Annotated in this window: 15 protein-coding genes and 4 pseudogenes; 8 read left to right on the forward strand and 11 right to left on the reverse strand. The window is 66.5% G+C overall.

The window, feature by feature from the left end:
- Positions 1 to 192: 192 nt before the first annotated feature.
- A pseudogene (locus WAW17_RS23775) lies at positions 193 to 345 on the forward strand (ABC transporter permease); the annotation flags it as partial.
- On the opposite strand, the gene WAW17_RS23780 reads toward WAW17_RS23775, so the two are convergent.
- The 3 genes from WAW17_RS23780 to WAW17_RS23790 all read right to left on the reverse strand — a co-directional run bounded on the left by WAW17_RS23780 (position 342) and on the right by WAW17_RS23790 (position 3179).
- Positions 342 to 1535, reverse strand: coding sequence for an NAD(P)-dependent malic enzyme (locus tag WAW17_RS23780; protein ID WP_422335360.1), 1194 nt, complete (start codon positions 1533 to 1535; stop codon positions 342 to 344). The pseudogene WAW17_RS23775 and the gene WAW17_RS23780 overlap by 4 nt on opposite strands.
- A gap of 370 nt (positions 1536 to 1905) precedes the next feature.
- Complete coding sequence (locus WAW17_RS23785; protein WP_422335361.1) at positions 1906 to 2298, reverse strand: hypothetical protein; 393 nt, start codon at positions 2296 to 2298, stop codon at positions 1906 to 1908.
- Positions 2299 to 2324: 26 nt separating this feature from the next.
- On the reverse strand, positions 2325 to 3179 hold the full coding sequence (locus WAW17_RS23790) for a PHP domain-containing protein (RefSeq protein WP_422335362.1): 855 nt from the start codon (positions 3177 to 3179) through the stop codon (positions 2325 to 2327).
- Positions 3180 to 3336: 157 nt separating this feature from the next.
- Between WAW17_RS23790 and WAW17_RS23795 the strand changes: the two genes are divergently transcribed.
- Complete coding sequence (locus WAW17_RS23795; RefSeq protein ID WP_422335374.1) at positions 3337 to 4398, forward strand: magnesium and cobalt transport protein CorA; 1062 nt, start codon at positions 3337 to 3339, stop codon at positions 4396 to 4398.
- Positions 4399 to 4407: 9 nt separating this feature from the next.
- Here WAW17_RS23795 and WAW17_RS23800 read toward each other — a convergent pair whose 3' ends face one another.
- The gene (locus WAW17_RS23800; RefSeq protein ID WP_422335363.1) at positions 4408 to 4995 is read right to left on the reverse strand and encodes a suppressor of fused domain protein; all 588 of its coding nucleotides are present in this window, start codon (positions 4993 to 4995) and stop codon (positions 4408 to 4410) included.
- 95 nt (positions 4996 to 5090) lie between these two features.
- On the opposite strand from WAW17_RS23800, the pseudogene WAW17_RS23805 reads away from it, so the two are divergent.
- Positions 5091 to 5327: pseudogene (locus tag WAW17_RS23805) on the forward strand (metallophosphoesterase); the annotation flags it as partial.
- Positions 5323 to 6122, forward strand: a pseudogene (locus tag WAW17_RS23810) (chromosome partitioning protein ParB); the annotation flags it as partial. The pseudogenes WAW17_RS23805 and WAW17_RS23810, both read left to right, overlap by 5 nt.
- Before the next feature lie 3 nt (positions 6123 to 6125).
- Here the strand turns inward: WAW17_RS23810 and WAW17_RS23815 are convergent.
- Positions 6126 to 7232, reverse strand: a complete 1107-nt coding sequence (locus WAW17_RS23815) for a winged helix DNA-binding domain-containing protein (protein ID WP_422335364.1) — start codon at positions 7230 to 7232, stop codon at positions 6126 to 6128.
- Between the two features lie 78 nt (positions 7233 to 7310).
- On the opposite strand from WAW17_RS23815, the pseudogene WAW17_RS23820 reads away from it, so the two are divergent.
- Positions 7311 to 8842, forward strand: a pseudogene (locus WAW17_RS23820) (MFS transporter).
- Here the strand turns inward: WAW17_RS23820 and WAW17_RS23825 are convergent.
- The 6 genes from WAW17_RS23825 to WAW17_RS23850 all read right to left on the reverse strand — a co-directional run bounded on the left by WAW17_RS23825 (position 8812) and on the right by WAW17_RS23850 (position 14943).
- Positions 8812 to 9981 (reverse strand): ABC transporter ATP-binding protein, encoded by a 1170-nt coding sequence (locus tag WAW17_RS23825; RefSeq protein WP_422335365.1) that lies wholly within the window; start codon positions 9979 to 9981, stop codon positions 8812 to 8814. The pseudogene WAW17_RS23820 and the gene WAW17_RS23825 sit on opposite strands and share 31 nt — an antisense overlap.
- Positions 9982 to 10086: 105 nt before the next feature.
- Positions 10087 to 10923 carry a carbohydrate ABC transporter permease gene (locus WAW17_RS23830; RefSeq protein ID WP_422335366.1) on the reverse strand — a complete coding sequence of 279 codons (837 nt, stop codon included), beginning with the start codon at positions 10921 to 10923 and terminating at the stop codon, positions 10087 to 10089.
- Between the two features lie 2 nt (positions 10924 to 10925).
- Positions 10926 to 11873, reverse strand: coding sequence for a carbohydrate ABC transporter permease (locus WAW17_RS23835; RefSeq protein WP_422335367.1), 948 nt, complete (start codon positions 11871 to 11873; stop codon positions 10926 to 10928).
- Positions 11870 to 13315: an ABC transporter substrate-binding protein gene (locus WAW17_RS23840; protein ID WP_422335368.1), complete on the reverse strand. Its 1446-nt coding sequence runs from the start codon at positions 13313 to 13315 to the stop codon at positions 11870 to 11872. The genes WAW17_RS23835 and WAW17_RS23840 overlap by 4 nt, the downstream gene beginning before the upstream one ends.
- Positions 13316 to 13417: 102 nt before the next feature.
- Positions 13418 to 13909, reverse strand: a complete 492-nt coding sequence (locus WAW17_RS23845; protein WP_422335369.1) for a general stress protein — start codon at positions 13907 to 13909, stop codon at positions 13418 to 13420.
- Between the two features lie 71 nt (positions 13910 to 13980).
- Positions 13981 to 14943 (reverse strand): HpcH/HpaI aldolase/citrate lyase family protein, encoded by a 963-nt coding sequence (locus WAW17_RS23850; protein ID WP_422335370.1) that lies wholly within the window; start codon positions 14941 to 14943, stop codon positions 13981 to 13983.
- A gap of 72 nt (positions 14944 to 15015) precedes the next feature.
- Between WAW17_RS23850 and WAW17_RS23855 the strand changes: the two genes are divergently transcribed.
- The 3 genes from WAW17_RS23855 to WAW17_RS23865 all read left to right on the forward strand — a co-directional run bounded on the left by WAW17_RS23855 (position 15016) and on the right by WAW17_RS23865 (position 18102).
- Positions 15016 to 16287: a magnesium transporter MgtE N-terminal domain-containing protein gene (locus WAW17_RS23855; RefSeq protein ID WP_422335371.1), complete on the forward strand. Its 1272-nt coding sequence runs from the start codon at positions 15016 to 15018 to the stop codon at positions 16285 to 16287.
- The gene (locus WAW17_RS23860) at positions 16284 to 16805 is read left to right on the forward strand and encodes a DUF1003 domain-containing protein (protein WP_422335372.1); all 522 of its coding nucleotides are present in this window, start codon (positions 16284 to 16286) and stop codon (positions 16803 to 16805) included. Before WAW17_RS23855 ends, WAW17_RS23860 begins: the two co-directional genes overlap by 4 nt.
- Before the next feature lie 145 nt (positions 16806 to 16950).
- Positions 16951 to 18102, forward strand: coding sequence for a lytic transglycosylase domain-containing protein (locus tag WAW17_RS23865; RefSeq protein ID WP_422335373.1), 1152 nt, complete (start codon positions 16951 to 16953; stop codon positions 18100 to 18102).
- The last annotated feature ends 283 nt before the right edge of the window (positions 18103 to 18385 follow it).

Raw genomic sequence — 18385 nt, forward strand, 5'->3', positions numbered from 1 at the left:
ACCTCACGCCTTCCTTCGATTCGAGCTGGTCGAAAACGGTGTTCCCCGCGCTCCTATCGTTACACCGGCCCACCGACGGCACGGTAGCGCCTCGCAGCTCGGCGACAACGGGAAGAACCCCATGCGCACCCCTCGCTTCGATCTCAGTCGCCGCGGTCTCGGAAGACTTGCGCCGACGAGCACGCGACCGTTCTGGCCCTCGTGGTGGACGGTCTCCTGGCACTCGCCGTGTGGGCATCGGCGCCGGGAACCGGCAGGCTTCGACGCGGCCACCAACGCACACACCCCGGCGCCGGAACCGAGGGTGCGGGTTCCGGCGCCGGGGTGTCGTGCGAATCTCGCTAGTCCGTGACACCTTCTGCGCGAGCAGCGGCGGCAACTGCCTCCGCGACAGCGGGGGCGACGCGAGGGTCGAGCGGGCTGGGAACGATCTTGTCCACAGCCAGCTCGTCACCGACGACCGAGTGGATTGCCTCGGCGGCGGCAAGCTTCATTCCCTCCGTGATCCTGCGGGCACCGGCGTCGAGCGCACCACGGAACACACCGGGGAAGGCGAGCACGTTGTTGATCTGGTTGGGGAAGTCGCTGCGCCCGGTGGCGACGATCGCCGCGTGCCTGCGGGCGACCTCGGGGTGAATCTCCGGATCCGGGTTCGACAGCGCGAACACGATCGAGTTCTCCGCCATCGTCGCGATGACCTCTTCCGGAACGGTGCCGGCAGACACGCCGAGGAAGACGTCCGCGCCGTCGAGGGCTTCGATGATGCCGCCGTGCCGGCCCGCCGGGTTGGTGCGCCCGGCCAGGTCGATCTTGATGTCGTTGAGGCCCTCCCGGCCGCTGGACACGATGCCCTTGGAGTCGAGGACCGTGACATCGCTGATGCCGGCGGCGAGCAGCATGTTGGCACACGCCACACCTGCGGCGCCTGCCCCGGAGATCACGACGCGCAGCGTCTTGATGTCGCGACCCTGCACCTTCACCGCACCCATCAGCGCGGCGAGCACCACGATGGCGGTGCCGTGCTGGTCGTCGTGCATGACGGGGCAGTCGAGGGCCTCGATGACGCGTCGCTCGATCTCGAAGCAGCGCGGGGCCGAGATGTCCTCGAGGTTGACCGCACCGAAGCTCGGGCGCAGCCGGATGAGGGTCTCGACGATCTCGTCAGGATCCTTCGTGTCGAGAACCAGCGGAATGGAGTTGAGGCCCGCGAAGCTCTTGAAGAGGGCCGACTTGCCCTCCATCACCGGGAGCGACGCGCGCGGGCCGATGTCGCCCAGGCCGAGCACCGCGGAACCATCGCTGACGACGACGACCAGACGGCTGGTCCAGGTGTAACGATCGGCCAGCGTCTCGTCCGCGGCGATGGCGCGGCTGACCTGTGCGACGCCCGGGGTGTACGCGATGGACAGGGCACGTTGGGAATCGAGAGGCGCCGTCGTCTCTACCGACAACTTTCCTCCGACATGGCCGGCGAAGATCTCCTCGTCGGTCAACTCGACCTTTTGCGGTGTAGTGGCTTCAGACACGATGGACACGATGACACTCCTGCTCATACCAGGCTCACTCGGGGCCGGGTTACTGAGAAGTAACCATGTGGATCGGCGCTGATCTACGTGGTCACTCCACGAAACGACAACTAGTTGAAGCTTCCGGTCGCGCGATCACGATTGCCGCAGAACTTCCGAAGCGTAATGGCGCTGGGCGGGTGAGCCCTGGCAACGCTGCCATAAAACCCCCGCCGAAGGGCGGTGGCGCCGACGTCGGAGTCTCCCAAGTCTGCCACTGACCGCGATGCACAATCAAATCGCCCCGGCCGTCAGATGTCTCACCTTTTCCGCCGTCTACCTGTGAGAATTGAGTTACGGAACGTTCACCGACCGGGGTGCGCCAATCGGGAGGATGTCGTCATCCCCACCACTGGGTGACGAGCAGCAGCGCCGCCACCACGATGACGAGCAGGGATGCGACGACGGCGCCGAGACCGTCGCGGCGGTCGGCGACTCTCTGCGCCACGATCGCGATCACCGCTCCCACGACGTGCGCGGTGATCGACACTGCACCCGGCCCCGGAAAGCCCTTGCCTCCACCCACATATGCGGAACCGATGACCACGAGACACAGAATCACCAGGCCCGCGGCGACTGCACCGCTCAGCGCGCGCGCAGCCCTGACCATGAGCGGGCTCCTGCGCGGGACGGCGACCGCACCCGGACGGACCGGGGGTAACGCCCTCGACGGGTCTGCGCCGCGGGGACCGGCACGGTGGGTGTCGTACCGATCGGAGTCGTGAGATGTCATGGCAGTGCTCCCGCGCGAGATCCAGTTCATTGCCAAACCACCGGCACCCCCGACGCTTTCGATATCAGCGTCTCGAACTCGGCGACGTCCGTACCGAATTGCCCCAGCGGAACCGACTTGTTCGACCCGTGATAGTCGGATGAGCCGGTGACGACGAGACCGAGTTCGACGGCCAGTTCCTGCAATACCCGCGCATCGGACGCCGAGTGGTCCGGATGATGAACCTCGAGTCCGTGCAGGCCGGTATCCACGAGATCGCGGACGTGGTCGAGCGCCAGCAGTCGCCCTCTCAGCCGCGCGCGAGCGTGGGCCAGGACGCTCACTCCCCCGGCCTCCGCCACCAGCGCTACAGCCTCGTCGAGAGGTGTGTCGGCCTTGTGCACGAAGTACCGGCCCCGCGGTGCCAGGTACTCCACGAAGGCCTCGTCGACGGTGCCGACCACCCCGGCGCGGATGAGTGCCCGCGCAAGATGGGGACGACCGGCCGCCGGGCCCGCTTCGGCGAGGACCTCTTCGGCGTCGATGGGGAGACCGTCTTCCATCATCAACTCCGCCATGGCGCGGATACGGACGATCCGCTCGGTCCGCAGGCGCTCCCGCTCGCGCGCGAATGCCCGGTGATCCGGGTCGAAGAGGTATGCGAGCAGGTGCACGGCCACCGGCCACCCGTCCTCGCCCCGGCCTTCGCAGGACATCTCCATTCCGCGTACGAGCGTGAGTCCGGCAGGCAGGGCGCTTACCGCTTCTGCCCACCCCGCAGTGGTGTCGTGATCGGTGATCGCCACGACATCGAGACCCGCCGCGCCGGCCGCGCGCATGAGATCCGTCGGACTGTCGGTGCCGTCCGAGGCCGTCGAGTGGGTGTGAAGATCGATGAGCACCGCACCAGTCTGTCAGGTTCCGGCGGAGCGATGAGAGCCCGCGGCCGCCGGACCCGACGTGTCGCGGAACCTGCCGGTCGTCATCCGGCGCCGACGTACCATTCGGGAGCAGCGTCTCGGCTGCCCGAAAGCGAAGGGAGCGCCCCGCGTGCCGTCCATGCCCTCACGCCCGATGCACAGCGGGCACAAGGATCCGGGACCGCGGATCCGCATTCCCACCGCGCGGGCCGTGGTGGACTGCGCCGTGTATGTCGACGGTGCCCGGTTACCCGGCAAATACACGTATCAGGCTGCTCTCGCCGAGGTGCGGCGACGTGGCGAGGGGTTCGCCTGGGTCGGACTTCTCGCACCCGACGAAGGACAGATGGAGGATGTGGCCGGGACGTTCGGTCTGCACGAACTGCTCGTCGAGGACGCCGTCCACGCCCACCAGCGCCCGAAGCTCGAACGCTACGACGACGTCCTCGTGCTGGTGCTGCGCACTGTCAAGTACGTTCCACACGAGTCGGTGGCCACCGCCAGCGAAATCGTGGAGACCGGCGAGATCATGGTGTTCGTCGGCGCCGACTACGTCCTGACCGTGCGCCACGGCGACCATTCCGGACTCTCGGAGGTACGCGAAGCGCTCGAGGGGAATCCGGAACGGCTCGCCCTGGGCCCCTTCGCGGTGCTCCATGCCATCGCCGACCACGTGGTGGACACCTACCTCGACGTCACCCAGTCCATCGAAGAGGACGTGGACGCCATGGAGGCAGCGGTCTTCAGCCCCCGCAACACCGTCGCGATCGAGCACATCTACCTCCTCAAACGGGAGGTCGTCGAACTACGCAAGTCGGTGAACCCGCTCTCCAATCCACTGATCACGCTCACCCGGTCACCGGGCAATCCCGTGCCCAAGGAGGTGCGGCGGTACTTCCGAGACGCTCTCGATCACCACACCATCGTCGCCGAGCGGATCGGTGAATACGACGAGATCCTCAGCTCACTGGTGGATGCCGCACTCGCCAAGGTGGCCGTGCAGCAGAACACGGACATGCGCAAGATTTCGGCGTGGGTCGCGATCGCGGCCGTCCCGACGATGATCGCGGGTATCTACGGAATGAATTTCGACAACATGCCCGAATTACATTGGGAATTCGGCTATCACGCCGTGATCACATTCATCACGCTCACCGCGGTGGGTCTGTTCGTGACGTTCCGCCGCAATCACTGGCTCTAGCGCGAACCATCAGAGCGACGCGGCTCCTCGCTGCGGGTCGAACACGTCGATCCCGGCTTCTGTCCACGCCTCGCGCAAGGCCTCCGCGCCGCGCAACCGCACCCAGGCAGCCTCGGTCCCGGTGATCGGCACCGCGGCGAGGAAGCGGACGGGTTCGGCAGGCTCGGGCAGGGGCAGGTCGGGAATCGTCGAGTCACCGAGCAGCACCGCTGTGAACGGCGCGTCCTTCCACAGCGGCTCACCCAGGTCGAGCAGCGCGTCCCGGACGAGGACCACGCCCTCCACCGACGGTGCCGCCGCCAGGATCGCCAGCGTGCGCGCAACTCCGGACGCAACCCCCGCGCCACCGCGCAGCGTGAGGATCAGTTCGGCACGCGGACCCCGAGTCGGATCGGCCACCAGCTCACCCGGGTCACCCATCGGGTGCCGGGAACACCCGATGGTCACGTACCGGATTCTGCCCTCGTCGTCGGGCGCGAACCGCAGGACGTCGAGCGGCTCGACGCCCAGGAACGTCACCGACGCCGCAGTCGGTTCCGGCCCGCCGATCTGCTCGAGCAGATGCGCGCGAACGGCGGCCACAACACTGTCAGTCACACCGCCATCAAACCATCGACCCCGCTCCGCCGTCGTCCGCCCTGCCTGGCCGGTCGCTTCGAGGCCAGGTCTTCGAGACCAGGCAACTTCGAAGTATGGTCTGGGTGCTCGCGGTGTCCGACGAGACGAACGCCGGGCTCTGGAGTCCGCAGGTACGCACCATGGACGTCGACCTGATCCTCGGCGCGGGCGATCTGCCGTTCGACTACTTGGAATACCTCGTCGACGTGCTCGACGCACCCTGCGCGTTCGCTCCGGGCAACCACGACCCCGACCTGTCCGGATACGCCGCCGGCCGAGCCGGATGGATGCGGGCCGGGTTGCCCGCAGCGCCGGCGCGCAGAACTGTCGCGACTGGTGAACTGGCTGCGCCGCGAACCCGACGACGTCAATCGGATTCTGCCGTTCGACGAAGTGGTCGCTGCGCTCGGGCGGACCGGCGAACGGCCCCTGGGCCTGCAATCGATTCCGGTGGCGTCCATCGTCGGCAGCGTCGACCGCACCCACGACTTCGACCGCTACTTCCGTCCCACCTCCGTCCGGCTACGTGAACGCTGGCAACGGCTCGCCACAGCCCAGCGTCGCGGTGAGTCGGTACCACCCATCTGGGTTCGATGCATTTCGTCGGCGACGGCCACCACCGTGTCTCCATCGCCTACGCGATGCACTGGAGCACCATCGACGCGTACGTCACCGAGATCCTCACCCGGATCTCGCCGGACGGGATCAGCCAGCGCGCCGACCTGGTGGTCAAGGATCATCGCCGGCTGTTCCTGACCCGCGTTCCGCTGGCCGGCACGCAACGGGACGCCGTGGTCGTCACCGACCCGTGGGAGTACGCCCAACTGGGAGAGCCCGTGGAGGCGTGGGGATTTCGGCTCATGCAGGAGGCGGGCGAGTTCATGAGCCGGGAGATCGTGGCCCGGCGCTGGTTCGGGGAAGAATTCCTGCCGGTCGTGCGGATGCTGCGCGCTGCAGACATGCTGCTCGGCCACACCGATGCCGAGGCGTATCTGTGGATTGCCTGGCAGCGGTACCGGCTGGTGCGCAGCCACACCTGGAACGACGAGATCATCGCCGAGTTGAGCCGGCAGGCACCTCGCCGACACAGATCCGCTCCGGGATGACGGTCACTCCCGCCACCGCACCGCACGGTCCGGCGCGTCCGGATGTGCGAATGCCAGCAGTCGCCGTGCTTCCGCCTCGATGGCCGATACGTGCGTCTTCGCAAGCCCGGTCAGAGGCTCGACTTCCAGTACCGCCGTGGACTTCTCGGTCACGATGGTGACGACTGCCGACACTCTGCCGTCGACCAGAACAGCAGGCTTGACAATGCCGTTCCGGGTGAAGACCCGCGCCCGTAGTTCGAGGTCGAGGATGCGACTGCGGTCCGCGTGGGACAGCAGCACGTTGTCGAACGGCGCCAGGATGCGGACCGGTGCGCGGACGTCCGCCGGCGGTCTGGGCGAATCCGGAAGATCGAACAGTTCGGCACCCGACTCCCCCGTGAACACCCGCAGCCCCGGGCGCAGGCGGTCGATGACCTCCCCGAGACGGCTGAGCCCCGACCAGGCCTGGGCGTCGCGCACACTCGCGGGACCGAAAGCCGCAAGATAGCGCAGTAACAGCGAGTCGATCGATGGCTCGGACGCCGGTGAGCGGCCCACCCACGACTCCAGCGTCGTCAACGCGGGCGGACCGAATTTGCCCCACACCCCGCGCGGCGGAACCTGCACGAGCGGTACGAGGCCACGGACGCCGTGGGCGAGGGCGGCGCCGTCGCGTCCGGGGAAGCGTTCCTCCAGTAGAGGACGCATCTGCAGTCCACTGAGCGCGGAGTCCCGCAGCAATTCGCGTGCGGCGTCCGCGAGCGCGTCACGATCGATCCCGGCCAGACCCTTCCGGTGCTGTGTGTTGGTGAGGAGGTCACGGTCGAGAGTCGCCTGCATCAGTGGCCGGAACAGCAGTGCGTCCGATGCCGACAGGGCGAACACGGTCCCGCGCATCGCGACGATCCGCACCACCTCACGGTTCTCGATCAGCCGAGACAGCTCGTGGGGACGGAATCCTTTCACTCGTGCCCACAATGCGAAGTACGGCGGCAACGGCGCCTGCGACTGGAGCCCGCAGAGGTGTTCGATCATCTCGAAAGGAGACTTGTCCGAGCGGACCAGCAGTGCCTGCCGGGCGAGCGTGGCCCGTCCCAGCGCCCGGTTCGAGATTCGTTCAGTGCCCACCGTGTCCCCCTCGTTAGTTAGCCCCAGTACCGTGACTTACCAGACAGCGTGTGACAGAAAACAAGCAGGAGGACCCGTATGGCCGCCGGATCGAAGCCCGCCGCCAGAGGACTCCTGCCCGTCATGTGCTTCGTCGTGATGATTGTCGCCGTTCTGCAGACCCTGGTGGTGCCCATCGTCGGCACCATCGGCGAGCAATTGGGCGTCGGACCCACAGCGGTGGGGTGGCTGCTCACCGGGAACCTGCTCGCGGCAGCCACCGCCACGCCCGTTCTCGGCCGGCTCGCGGATCTGCGCGGCAAACGCCCCGTTCTGCTGGGCATCCTCGTCGTGGTGCTCCTGGGATCACTGCTCGGTGCCGTCTCGACCACCGTGGGCGTACTGATCTTCGCCCGGATCCTGCAGGGCGTCTCGTACGCGCTCTTCCCGATCGGCATCGCCGTCCTGCGCGACGAGCTTCCACCGGAGCGGCTGACGGGCTCCATGGGCATCCTCTCCGGAACGCTCGGGTTCGGTGGTTGCTTCGGCATCGTCCTCACCGGCATTCTCGTCTCGGACGGCGCGGACTTCCACCGAATCTTCTGGCTCTCCACCGCCGTCACCGCCGCCGCACTGATCCTCGCGTGGCGCACAGTTCCCCGGCGATCACGTTCGAGCGAAGGGTCCATCGACTGGATCGGCGCGCTCGGATTGGCCGTCGGCCTGGCCCTCGGATTGCTCGCACTCTCGGAAGGAGGCTCCTGGGGCTGGGGATCGCCCGCGACCATCGTCTGCGGGGTTGCCGGAGTTCTCGTCCTGATCGGCTGGTTCCTCTACGAACGCACGGTGGCCGAACCGCTCGTCCCGCCCCGGCTCCTCACCAACCCACCCGTTCTCGTCACCCATCTCGCAGCGCTCGCCGTCGGCATATCGATGTTCGTGATGTTCCTGGGCAGTTCGTACTTCGTCCAGACACCACGGGCGGCCGCCGGGTACGGGTTCGGGGCGACCGTCCTCGAGGCCAGCACCGTGTACCTGCTGCCCGGCGCGATCAGCGGAGTCGTGGCGTCCATTCTGAGCGGCCGGCTCGTCCACCGCTTCAGTTCCCGACGCACCCTCATCTTCGCGAGCGTCGTCGGTGTCATCGGGTTCGTGGTGTTCATCCTCGCCCACGATCGAACGTGGCAGGTCATCACCGCGATCGTGCTGATCAACACCTACATCAGCCTCGCCTTCGCCACCCTGCCGTCGCTTCTGGTCGCGGAGGTACGGCAGGACGAAACCGGCGTGGCCAACAGCATCAACTCGATCGCCCGCTCGGTCGGCAGCTCGTTCGCCAGCGCGCTGATCGCAGCCCTTCTCGCCGGCATCACCCTGCCCGGAACGGGCATCCCCACCGAGTCCGCGTACGTCGTCGCGTTCGTCGTCGGTGCAGCCGCGGCCGCCGCGGCGGGACTGCTTCCGCTGTTCGGCATCACCCGACTGGCACGCACCCCCTCCGCAGACGAGGAGGAGGAGGTCCTTGCGACCGCACTGGCCGCCGAGTGGGGCACGGTCGGCGGCCTCGGCGGCGCGAACACCGGCCACCCCCGGCAGCGGGTCAGCGAGTGATATTGGCCCCCGAGTCCTGATCGAACAGGGCGATCTTGGCAGGATCGAACCAGAGCTCCACCGGACCGCCCTCCGCCACCGACGATTCCGCGGACAGTCGCGCCACCAGCTGGCCACCGCCCGCCACCGCTGTTCCCGAGTCGGCCGCGAGTTCCTCGAGTTCGCGTGACGTCACCCGCGGCCCCTCCGCAGTGAAGTAGACGTACTTGTCCGAGCCCATCGACTCGAGAACGTCGACGGCGGCGGTGAACGTGGCGCCGTTCGCCTTCTGCTGGGGATCGATCAGCGCCACATCCTCGAAATGCTCCGGGCGGATGCCCACCACCACGTCCTTCCCCGACTTCGACGAGGCGATCGCGTCGAGACTCCGAGGCGGCAACGTGAAGTCGCCCAGCGGGGTCGACACACCCCCGACCGACAGCTGTCCCGGGAAGAAGTTCATCGACGGTGAACCGATGAACCCGGCCACGAACAGGTTGTGGGGGTGGTCGTACAACTCCTGAGGGGCTCCGATCTGCTGCACGACGCCCCCGCGAAGGACCACCACCCGGTCGCCGAGAGTCATGGCTTCGGTCTGATCGTGGGTGACGTAGACGGTGGTAGTGCCCAGCCGCTGCTGCAACCGGGCGATCTCGGTGCGCATCTGGACGCGGAGCTTGGCGTCGAGATTCGACAGCGGCTCGTCCATCAGGAACGCCTTGGGGCTGCGGACGATCGCACGCCCCATCGCGACCCGTTGCCGCTGACCGCCCGACAGGTTGGACGGCTTGCGATCGAGATGCTGGGTGAGGTCCAGGATCTTGGCCGCTTCGTTCACCTTGGCCGCGATCTCCGACTTCGACATCTTCGCGAGGGTCAGCGGAAACGCGATGTTCTCCCGCACCGTCATGTGCGGATACAACGCGTAGGACTGGAACACCATCGCGATGTCCCGGTCCTTCGGAGCCTTCTCGTTCACCCGTTCGCCTGCGATGCGCAGTTCCCCGGAAGAGATGTCCTCGAGTCCCGCAATCATGTTGAGGGTGGTGGACTTTCCGCAGCCGGAAGGCCCGACCAGGATGATGAACTCCCCGTCCGCGATCGTGATGTCGACATCGCTCACCGCCTTGGCACCGTCCGGGTACAGCTTCGTCACCTTGTCCAGCACAATCTCGGCCATGGGCCCTCCTTGATGCGTCGACCCTGCAAGCAGGTCGCCTATCCAAACGGTCGACCCTGCAAGCAGGTCGCCTATCCAAACGAGTCGACCCTGCAAGCAGGTCGCCTATCCCTTCACTGCGCCGGATGTCAGACCGGCCACGATGCGTCGTTGGAACAACAGCACGAAGATGATGATCGGAATCGTGATGACCATCGCAGCGGCGGCGATCGACCCCGTGGGTTCCTCGAACTGTGAGGCGCCGGTGAAGTTCGCGATCGCCGCCGGCGCGGTGATGGAACGTTCCGTCGAGGTCAGCGAGATCGCGAACAGAAGATCGTTCCAGCAGAAGATGAAGACGAGGATCGCCGCGGTGACGATGCCCGGGGCCGCCAGCGGCGCCACCACCTTGCGGAACGCCTGCCCCGGCGTGGCGCCGTCCATCTTGGCCGCCTTCTCGAGTTCCCACGGGATCTCCTTGAAAAAGGCCGAGAGTGTGTAGATGGCCAGCGGGAGCGCGAAAGTGATGTACGGCAAGATCAGACCGGCCCATGTGTCGAACAGGCCGAGCCTGCGCTCGATCTCGAACAGCGGACTCACCAGGGAGATCTGCGGGAACATCGCGATCAGCAGAGCTACGCCCACCAAGAGCTTCTTTCCCGGAAAATCCAGGCGAGCAATGGCATACGCCGCCATCGTGCCGATCACCACCGCGATCACGGTGGCAATCAGGCCGATCCCGATGGAGTTGATCAAGGCACTGGTGAACGCGTCGGTCTCGAAGATTCCCCGATAGTTGTCGAGCGTCCACTTCTCCGGGATGAACTTGCCGTCCTTGATGGTTCCCGCCGGCTTGAAGGACAAGCTGGCGATCCACAGCACCGGGACCAGCGCGTAGAGCAGCACAAGTAGGTTGACCACCGACCAGCTGATCTTGCGGCGAGGTGTGTCGACGACGGCCATGATTATAGGTTTCCATCCGCGTCGGACCCGGGAGCCGAAGCACCGAAGAGTGTGATGAACACGAACGCCAGTACGGCGACACACAGGAAGATGAGCACGCTGATCGCCGAGCCGATACCGAGGTTGAAGGCCTTGAACAGGTTGTCGTAACCGAGAATCGACAGCGACCCGGTGTCGTTGGCTCCCCTGGTCAGCACATAGATGTTGTCGAAGATCCGGAACGCGTCGAGTGTGCGGAACAGCAGGGCCACCAGTATCGCGGGTTTCATCAGCGGCAGGATGATGCGCACCAGCCGCGTCCAGGCTCCTGCTCCGTCCACCTGAGCCGCCTTGAGGAGATCGTCGGGAACGAGCGCCAGCCCGGCGAGCAGCAGCAGTGCCATGAACGGTGTCGTCTTCCACACCTCGGCGAGCACGATGATCGCGAGCGACGGGATCTGCTGGGTCAGTGGAGCACTGCCGTCGGGTAGCAGATTCGCGAGGTATCCCGTTCCCGGCGTCCATGCGTAGTACCAGCTGTACGCCGCGGCCACGGTGACTATTCCGTACGGGATCAACACCACCGTCCGGACGAGTCCCTTCCCCACCAGAGTCCGGTGCATGATCAGTGCCAGGATCAGCCCCAGCACGAACTCGATCACCACCGACACCGCCGTGATGGTCACCGTGACCACGAACGCCTGCCACCAATACCCGTCCGACAGCACCGACACGTAGTTCGACAGACCCACGAATTTCCGGTCGCCCGGGAACCGGAGGTCGTAACGCTGCAGGCTCAACCACACCGCATAGACGACGGGATAAGCCGTCACCGCGATCATCAGGATCGCCGCGGGAGCCACCAGCCACAGGCCCAGCCGGCGTTCGGCCTTCTTGCCCTCCGAGATCTGCTTCTTCGTCGCCACCAGTGGCTCCTCGGCGCGTTCTGCCTCTGCTGCTTCGGTCGTCACGGAATCAACCCTTCCGAGTTGACCGCCTTGCGGACCTGTTCGGCGAGTTCGTCGACGGTGCGCGGCGGATCGATGTCACCTACCGGGTTGAGCGTGGCGGTGATCAGGGTCGAGATGCTCTGGTACGCCGGCGACACCGGACGAACGGCCGCGGTGTCGAGACCCTCTCGCACCTCTTTCCACGCGGGATACGCCTCCTGGAATGCGGGATCGTCGTACAGACTCGACAGCGTCGGCGGAACACCACCGTTGACCGCGTTGTTCCGCTGATTCTCTACGTTGCGCAGGCAGGAGACGGCGTCGAACGCGAGGTCCGGGTGCTTGCTGGTGTTCGCGACAGCGATGTTGAAACCACCGATCGTCACCTCGGCAGGCCGGCCCGGCACGACCGACGGATAGGGCGCCGGCAGGAAGTTCTGCCGACCGTCGACGGTGAGCACCGTGTTGCCCGTGTTCACGGGTGTCACATTGCCCTTCTCGTCGATGAAGGGCAGGTCGCCCTTTTCCGCGTTCTCGATGATGCCCGGCAGAACGAAAGGCCAATTGACTTGGAACGCAGCGTTTCCACTCTCCATGCCCAGCCGTGACGACGCCTCGTCACCCTGCGACACCGAGGGATCTGCGCCCTGCGCCGCCGCCACCCCCTTCATGATCTCGAGAGCCCGCAGCGCGGCATCGCCGTCCGCCACCGTCACGGTGGTCCCGTCGTCCCCGACGACGGACCCGCCCGCGCTGGCGAGCAGGGTGTTGAACCACACCATCAGACCCTCGTACTGCTTTCCCTGAACCCCGATCCAGCTGGGACGGCCCTCCACGGCCAGCCCCTCGGCGATGTCGATCATCTGGTCCCAGGTCTGCGGCGGCTGACCGCCGGGCATGAGGTCCTTGCGGTACCAGAGCAACTGGGTGTTGGTGTTGAGCGGCGCCGCGTACAACCGGTCCTGCCACGTGGCCGATTGGAGCGGGCCCTCGAGTGTGCCCTCGGAGACCTCCGCCGCGACATCGGGCGGAAGCGGCAACGCCCACCCGGCCTCCGCGAACTCGGCGGTCCACACCACGTCGAGGGTCATGATGTCGAGCGAGGAGTCATTGCCGGTGAGGCGACGGGCCAGCTGAAGTCGCTGATCGTCCGCGCCTTTCGGCAGTGTGCGTTGCTCCACGGTGTACCGGCCACCTGCTGCCGCCGTGCAATTGGCCGCGGCCTCCGCGTACTGTTCCGCGCCGTCGGCCGCGGTATAGAAACTGAGTACGATGCCGTTCTCCGACGAACCGCACGCAGTGAACAGGGGAATGGTCAGGGCCGCTGCTGCGCCGAGCAGTCCCCACTTCACTGATCGACCGGCTCCTGGTGATCGACCCAGCACAGCCGCCTCCTGACTACCGCCGGACAACGCACTCCACCGACAGGTTGGCAGTTTCCGCGAAGAGCAGGCCCCTCGCATTGCGCCGTAAACGTATCGAAGATCACCGGCGCACCGGATCGAATCGCCGCGAAGACGGTGAAAGCGGCGAGATCGTGATCTCGCCGCAATCGGCAGAACCCGTCAGATCGCCAGCTTGGCCAGCATGTCCCGCGCCGCCTCCGCACTCTTGGGCTCGCACAGCACGTCGTACCGACCCGCCACCAACTGCATCGTGGACGCGAAGTCGCGGGTGCCGCGGGTGGCCGCATACGGGATGCTGGTGGAGATCAATCCGAAGATGACGCCACCGACGATGCCCACGACGAGTGGTGCCAGGAATCCGCCGGTGACGATGCCGAGCAACAGACCGAAGAAGACACCGAGCCAGGCGCCCGAAACAATGCCGCCCCCAATGACTTTGGCCCAGGTGAGTCGGCCGAGCACTCGCTCGACCTGCATGAGGTCAACCCCCACGATCGTGACGTCCTGCACCGAGAACTGCTGATCGGAGAGGTAGTCGACCGCACGCTGCGCCTCCGCGTAGGTGGGGTACGAACCGATGGGCCAACCCGTGGGAGGCTCCGGCAAGGCCCCACGCCGCGACCCGTTGGATTGTCCTAGTGGATTCGTCATCGTCAGCTGGTCTCCTCGTATGGTCCTCTTCGCAGGATCCGGTCCTGCAAGTCCCATTCTGCCTGCTCGCGCTATCCCCCGTCAGGTGCTGTGAACTCGGTGGTCCGATTCATGCCCGCAGCCCGGCCCTTGGCCGAGATCACGAGCGCCATCTTCCGGCTCGCCTCATCGATCATTTCGTCGCCCAGCATCACCGCGCCGCGTCGGCCGCCCGCAGCGGAGGTGTGGAATTCGTAGGCGTCCAGGATCAGTTCCGCCCGGTCATAGTCGTCCTGGCGTGGACTGAATACCTCGTTGGCCGCCTCGATCTGCGTCGGATGCAGCACCCACTTGCCGTCGAATCCCAGCGCGGCGGTGCGCAGCGCCGAACGCCGGAATGCGTCGACGTCCCGGATCTGGAGGCAGGGGCCGTCGATGGCCTGGACACCGTGAGCGCGGGCAGCCATGAGAATCGTCATGAGGATGTGATGATATGCATCGCCGCGGTCGTATCCGTCCGGCTGCTCGCCCACCACAAGGGTGCGCATGTTGATACTCGCCATGAAATCGGCGGGTCCGAAGACGAGCGTCTGCACGCGCGGACTCGCCGTTGCGATCGCGTCGATGTTGGTGAGCCCGATCGCATTCTCGATCTGCGGCTCGATGCCGATCCGCCCGACCTCGAGACCGTTGGCCTTCTCGATCTGGGTCAGCAGGAGATCGAGTGCCTGAACATGACTGGCATCGGGAACCTTCGGCAGCAGGATGGCATCGAGGTGATCGCCGGCCCGCCCGACGACCTCCGCCACATCGGCGTGCGTCCACTCGGTGGTCCAGTCGTTCACCCGGACAACCTTGATCTGGTCACCCCACCCGTCTTCGGCCAGCGCCTCGGCGATGGTGCCCCGGGCTTCCTGCTTGGCGAGCGGTGCCACCGCATCCTCGAGGTCGAGGAAGATCTCGTCCGCAGGCAGTCCCTTGGCCTTGTCGATCATCTTGCGACTGCTACCGGGCACGGCGAGGACGGACCGCCGCGGCCTGTACACGGAACTCATGACGGATGGACCTCCATTGCCTGTGGGCGTTCGATTCCCTGTATCTCTGTGCAACGATCTAGCCTGGCAATCATGGCAGCTGCGAACAAGGTTTTTGCAGCCAGGCTGGCCGGCCTGGTGGTACTCGGCCCCGACGGTGAATCGATCGGCCGTGTGCGAGACGTGGTCCTCACCGTCCGTATCGGCCGACAGCAGCCGCGGGTGCTCGGCCTGGTCATCGAATTGTTCACGCGCAAGCGCATCTTCGTCCCGATGCTCCGCGTCACAGCGATAGAACCGAGCTCGGTGACACTCACCACGGGCAACGTCAGCTTGCGCCGTTTCACCCAGCGCCCCGGCGAGGTCCTCGCGCTCGCCCAGGTGCTGGATTCGCGCGTCCGGGTGGACGACCCGGAGCTCCCGGAACTCCACGACGTCGACACGGTCGTGGTCGACCTCGGCATCGAGCTCACCCGCACCCGTGACTGGGTGGTCTCCAAGGTGGCCGTGCGCGGGCAGCGCGGGCGGCTCGGCAGGCGAGCGGCCATCCACATCGTGGAATGGCAGCATGTGCAGGGCCTCACCCACAGTGACCTCTCGCTGCCGGGGCAGGGGGTCTCCGCGCTCCTGATGCAGTACGAGGGGATGCGCCCCGCCGATGTCGCCAACGCCATGCGCGAGTTACCGGAGAAACGCAGGCACGAACTCGCCGTCGCGCTCGACGACGAGCGCCTCGCCGACGTCGTGCAGGAGATGCCTGCCGACGATCAGACAGATCTCCTCATGCATCTCGAAGTGGAGCGGGCCGCCGACGTCCTCGAGGCGATGGATCCGGACGACGCCGCGGACCTGCTCGGCGAACTCCCCGCGACCGAGGCGGAGTCGCTGCTGCAGCTGATGGATCCGCAGGACTCCGAACCGGTCCGGCGACTCCTCGCACACTCACCCGATACCGCGGGTGGCCTGATGACGCCCGAGCCGGTGGTGCTGACGGCGTCGGCGACCGTCGCCGAGGCTCTGGCACGGGCCAGGAACGAGGATGTGACACCCGCCCTGGCGAGCATGGTGTTCGTGGTCCGGCCGCCGACGGCCACTCCCACCGGCCGTTTCCTGGGTTGTGTTCATCTGCAGAAGCTGCTTCGTGAGCCGCCGGCGAGCCTCGTCGGCGGACTCCTCGACACGGAGATGCCGTCCCTGGCGGCCGACGATTCGCTGGCCGCGGTGACCCGGTACTTCGCCACCTACAACCTCGTTTGCGGCCCGGTGGTGGACGACGAGAACCATCTGATCGGCGCGGTCACCGTCGACGACGTTCTGGACCATCTCCTCCCTGAGGACTGGCGTGAAGAGGAGATCGACGGATGAGCGAGAAAGCAGCCAGCGTGGCGGCCCGGAGCCTGTCCGACCGGCAGCGCCTCGACACCCCGCGGGGCACCCGGCGTTTCCGGTTCGCGTACGACGTCGAGGCGGTGGGCCGCGCCAGCGAAAACTTCGCCCGCTTCCTCGGCACCGGACGCTATCTCCTCATCCAGACCGTGCTCGTGATCATCTGGATAACGCTCAACATCTTCGCGGTGAGGTGGCAGTGGGATCCGTACCCGTTCATTCTCCTGAACCTGGCCTTCTCCACCCAGGCCGCCTACGCGGCGCCCCTGATCCTCCTGGCCCAGAACCGACAGGAGAATCGGGACCGCGTCTCACTCGAGGAAGATCGATCCCGGGCGGAGCAGACCAAGGCCGACACCGAGTTCCTGGCACGCGAACTCGCCGCACTCCGTATCGCGGTCGGCGAGGTAGCCACCCGCGACTACGTGCGCCGTGAACTCGAGGAGATCAAGACAATGCTCGCCGACCAGGAAGAGACCGGCTCGCGCCGGAAGTAGGCAGGGCCGGAGGTAGACGGGGGCGAGTCCGCCACAGCGAATCCCGCCATTCGCCGAGCGGGAGCCATCACGGATCTGTAACGTCGATCACAACTTGCCGGATGTACGCGGTGTGAATCGAGACACATCACTTAGGGGTGATCGGGTGCGGATCCGCGGACTACTGACGGTCACGGCGTTGATGGTGGGCGCGGTCGCCACAGTCGGCTCCTCGACGGGCAGCACAACAGTTGTCGCCGTACCGCCGGCGGCGGGCGCCTCCGTGCTTCCCCCCGCCACGCAGGAGGCCACAGCGCTCGGGGCCGTCACTCCGTCGACCACGGGCGATGCGCTGTCCGGTTATCTCCCGCCCGTGGGGTTCGTGCCACCCACACCCCGTGTCGCGAGATCGCAACGGGCAGCGCCGCCACCGCCACCGGCACCGATCGCGACGAATCCTCTCGTCCCCGGCGGGACGCCACTCATCGCCGCGCCGGTGATCCTGAGCGCCCTCGGAATCCCCGAGATCGTGCTCAACGCGTACCGATCAGCGGAACTCGAGATGATGGCCGCCCAGCCCGGCTGCGGCTTGCCGTGGCATTTGCTGGCAGGAATCGGGCGCATCGAGTCGGGCCACGCCGGAGGGGGGCGCACCGATTCGGTGGGCACCACGATCACCCCGATCCTCGGACCGGTGCTGGACGGACACCTCGCCGGAAACGCCGTCATCCGGGACACCGACCGGGGTGCCACGGACGGCGATGCGAAACATGATCGCGCCGTCGGCCCGATGCAATTCATCCCGTCCACCTGGGCCAAGTACGCGTCGGACGGCAATGCCGACGGCATAGCAGATCCCAACAACGTGTTCGATGCGGCGCTCGCCGCCGCCCGGTACCTCTGCTCCGGGGGGCTGGACCTTCGTGAACCCGCACAGCAAACCCGTGCCGTCCTGCGGTACAACAACTCGGCTGCCTACGCGGCCAATGTCATCACGTGGTCGAACGCATACAAGAACGGTGGCACCCCCACCCCGGGACAGGTCACCGAGTCCGCCGACCCCCTGCCCGGTCGTCTCGTCGACGCCGCGGCCGACGGCGCGGATCTTGCCCGCCTCCCGGCCACCACACCGAACACTCCGGCAGAAGCACCGGCCACGTCGACGACACCTCCGCCGCCCCTGATCCCCGGGCTCCCGTCGTTGCCCCCGTTGCCGTGCCTCATCTTCTGCCCCGCGCCCGAGAACGTACCGGTCGATCCCGCCGCTCCCCCGGCTGCCGCCCCGTCGGACACCACGCCCGCCGTGGCAGGCCGCTAGCCTCCATCCCACCCCGACCCCCGCCGCGCCACGACGCGGCGGGGGTCGCGTCATGCGGTAGGGCCCTGTGCGGCGTGACCTATTCGTGTTCGTCATCTTTGCTGGACCCCTAGAATGTCACGTCTTCGCGCACTTCAAGAGGCGCAGGTCACGGTTGAGTAACGGAAACGTATCGAATCGGGTAGCCTCGACGCGGTCAATTCAAACCGCAATATCCCGAGCCGGGGTCGCAGGAGGCAATCGAGTGGGTCGGCACAACAAGAAGACGGATTCGCATCTACGC

The sequence above is a fragment of the Rhodococcus sp. (in: high G+C Gram-positive bacteria) genome, from assembly GCF_049286785.1.
In the GTDB taxonomy this organism is placed as follows: Bacteria; Actinomycetota; Actinomycetes; order Mycobacteriales; family Mycobacteriaceae; genus Rhodococcus_F.

Excerpts from the sequence above, each read along its gene's own strand:
- WAW17_RS23785 (WP_422335361.1), bottom strand. The coding sequence starts at position 2,298 with ATGACATCTCACGACTCCGATCGGTACGACACCCACCGTGCCGGTCCC.
- WAW17_RS23795 (WP_422335374.1), top strand. The coding sequence starts at position 3,337 with ATGCCCTCACGCCCGATGCACAGCGGGCACAAGGATCCGGGACCGCGG.
- WAW17_RS23825 (WP_422335365.1), bottom strand. The coding sequence starts at position 9,981 with ATGGCCGAGATTGTGCTGGACAAGGTGACGAAGCTGTACCCGGACGGT.
- WAW17_RS23830 (WP_422335366.1), bottom strand. The coding sequence starts at position 10,923 with ATGGCCGTCGTCGACACACCTCGCCGCAAGATCAGCTGGTCGGTGGTC.
- WAW17_RS23840 (WP_422335368.1), bottom strand. The coding sequence starts at position 13,315 with ATGCGAGGGGCCTGCTCTTCGCGGAAACTGCCAACCTGTCGGTGGAGT.
- WAW17_RS23845 (WP_422335369.1), bottom strand. The coding sequence starts at position 13,909 with ATGACGAATCCACTAGGACAATCCAACGGGTCGCGGCGTGGGGCCTTG.
- WAW17_RS23850 (WP_422335370.1), bottom strand. The coding sequence starts at position 14,943 with ATGAGTTCCGTGTACAGGCCGCGGCGGTCCGTCCTCGCCGTGCCCGGT.
- WAW17_RS23855 (WP_422335371.1), top strand. The coding sequence starts at position 15,016 with ATGGCAGCTGCGAACAAGGTTTTTGCAGCCAGGCTGGCCGGCCTGGTG.
- WAW17_RS23860 (WP_422335372.1), top strand. The coding sequence starts at position 16,284 with ATGAGCGAGAAAGCAGCCAGCGTGGCGGCCCGGAGCCTGTCCGACCGG.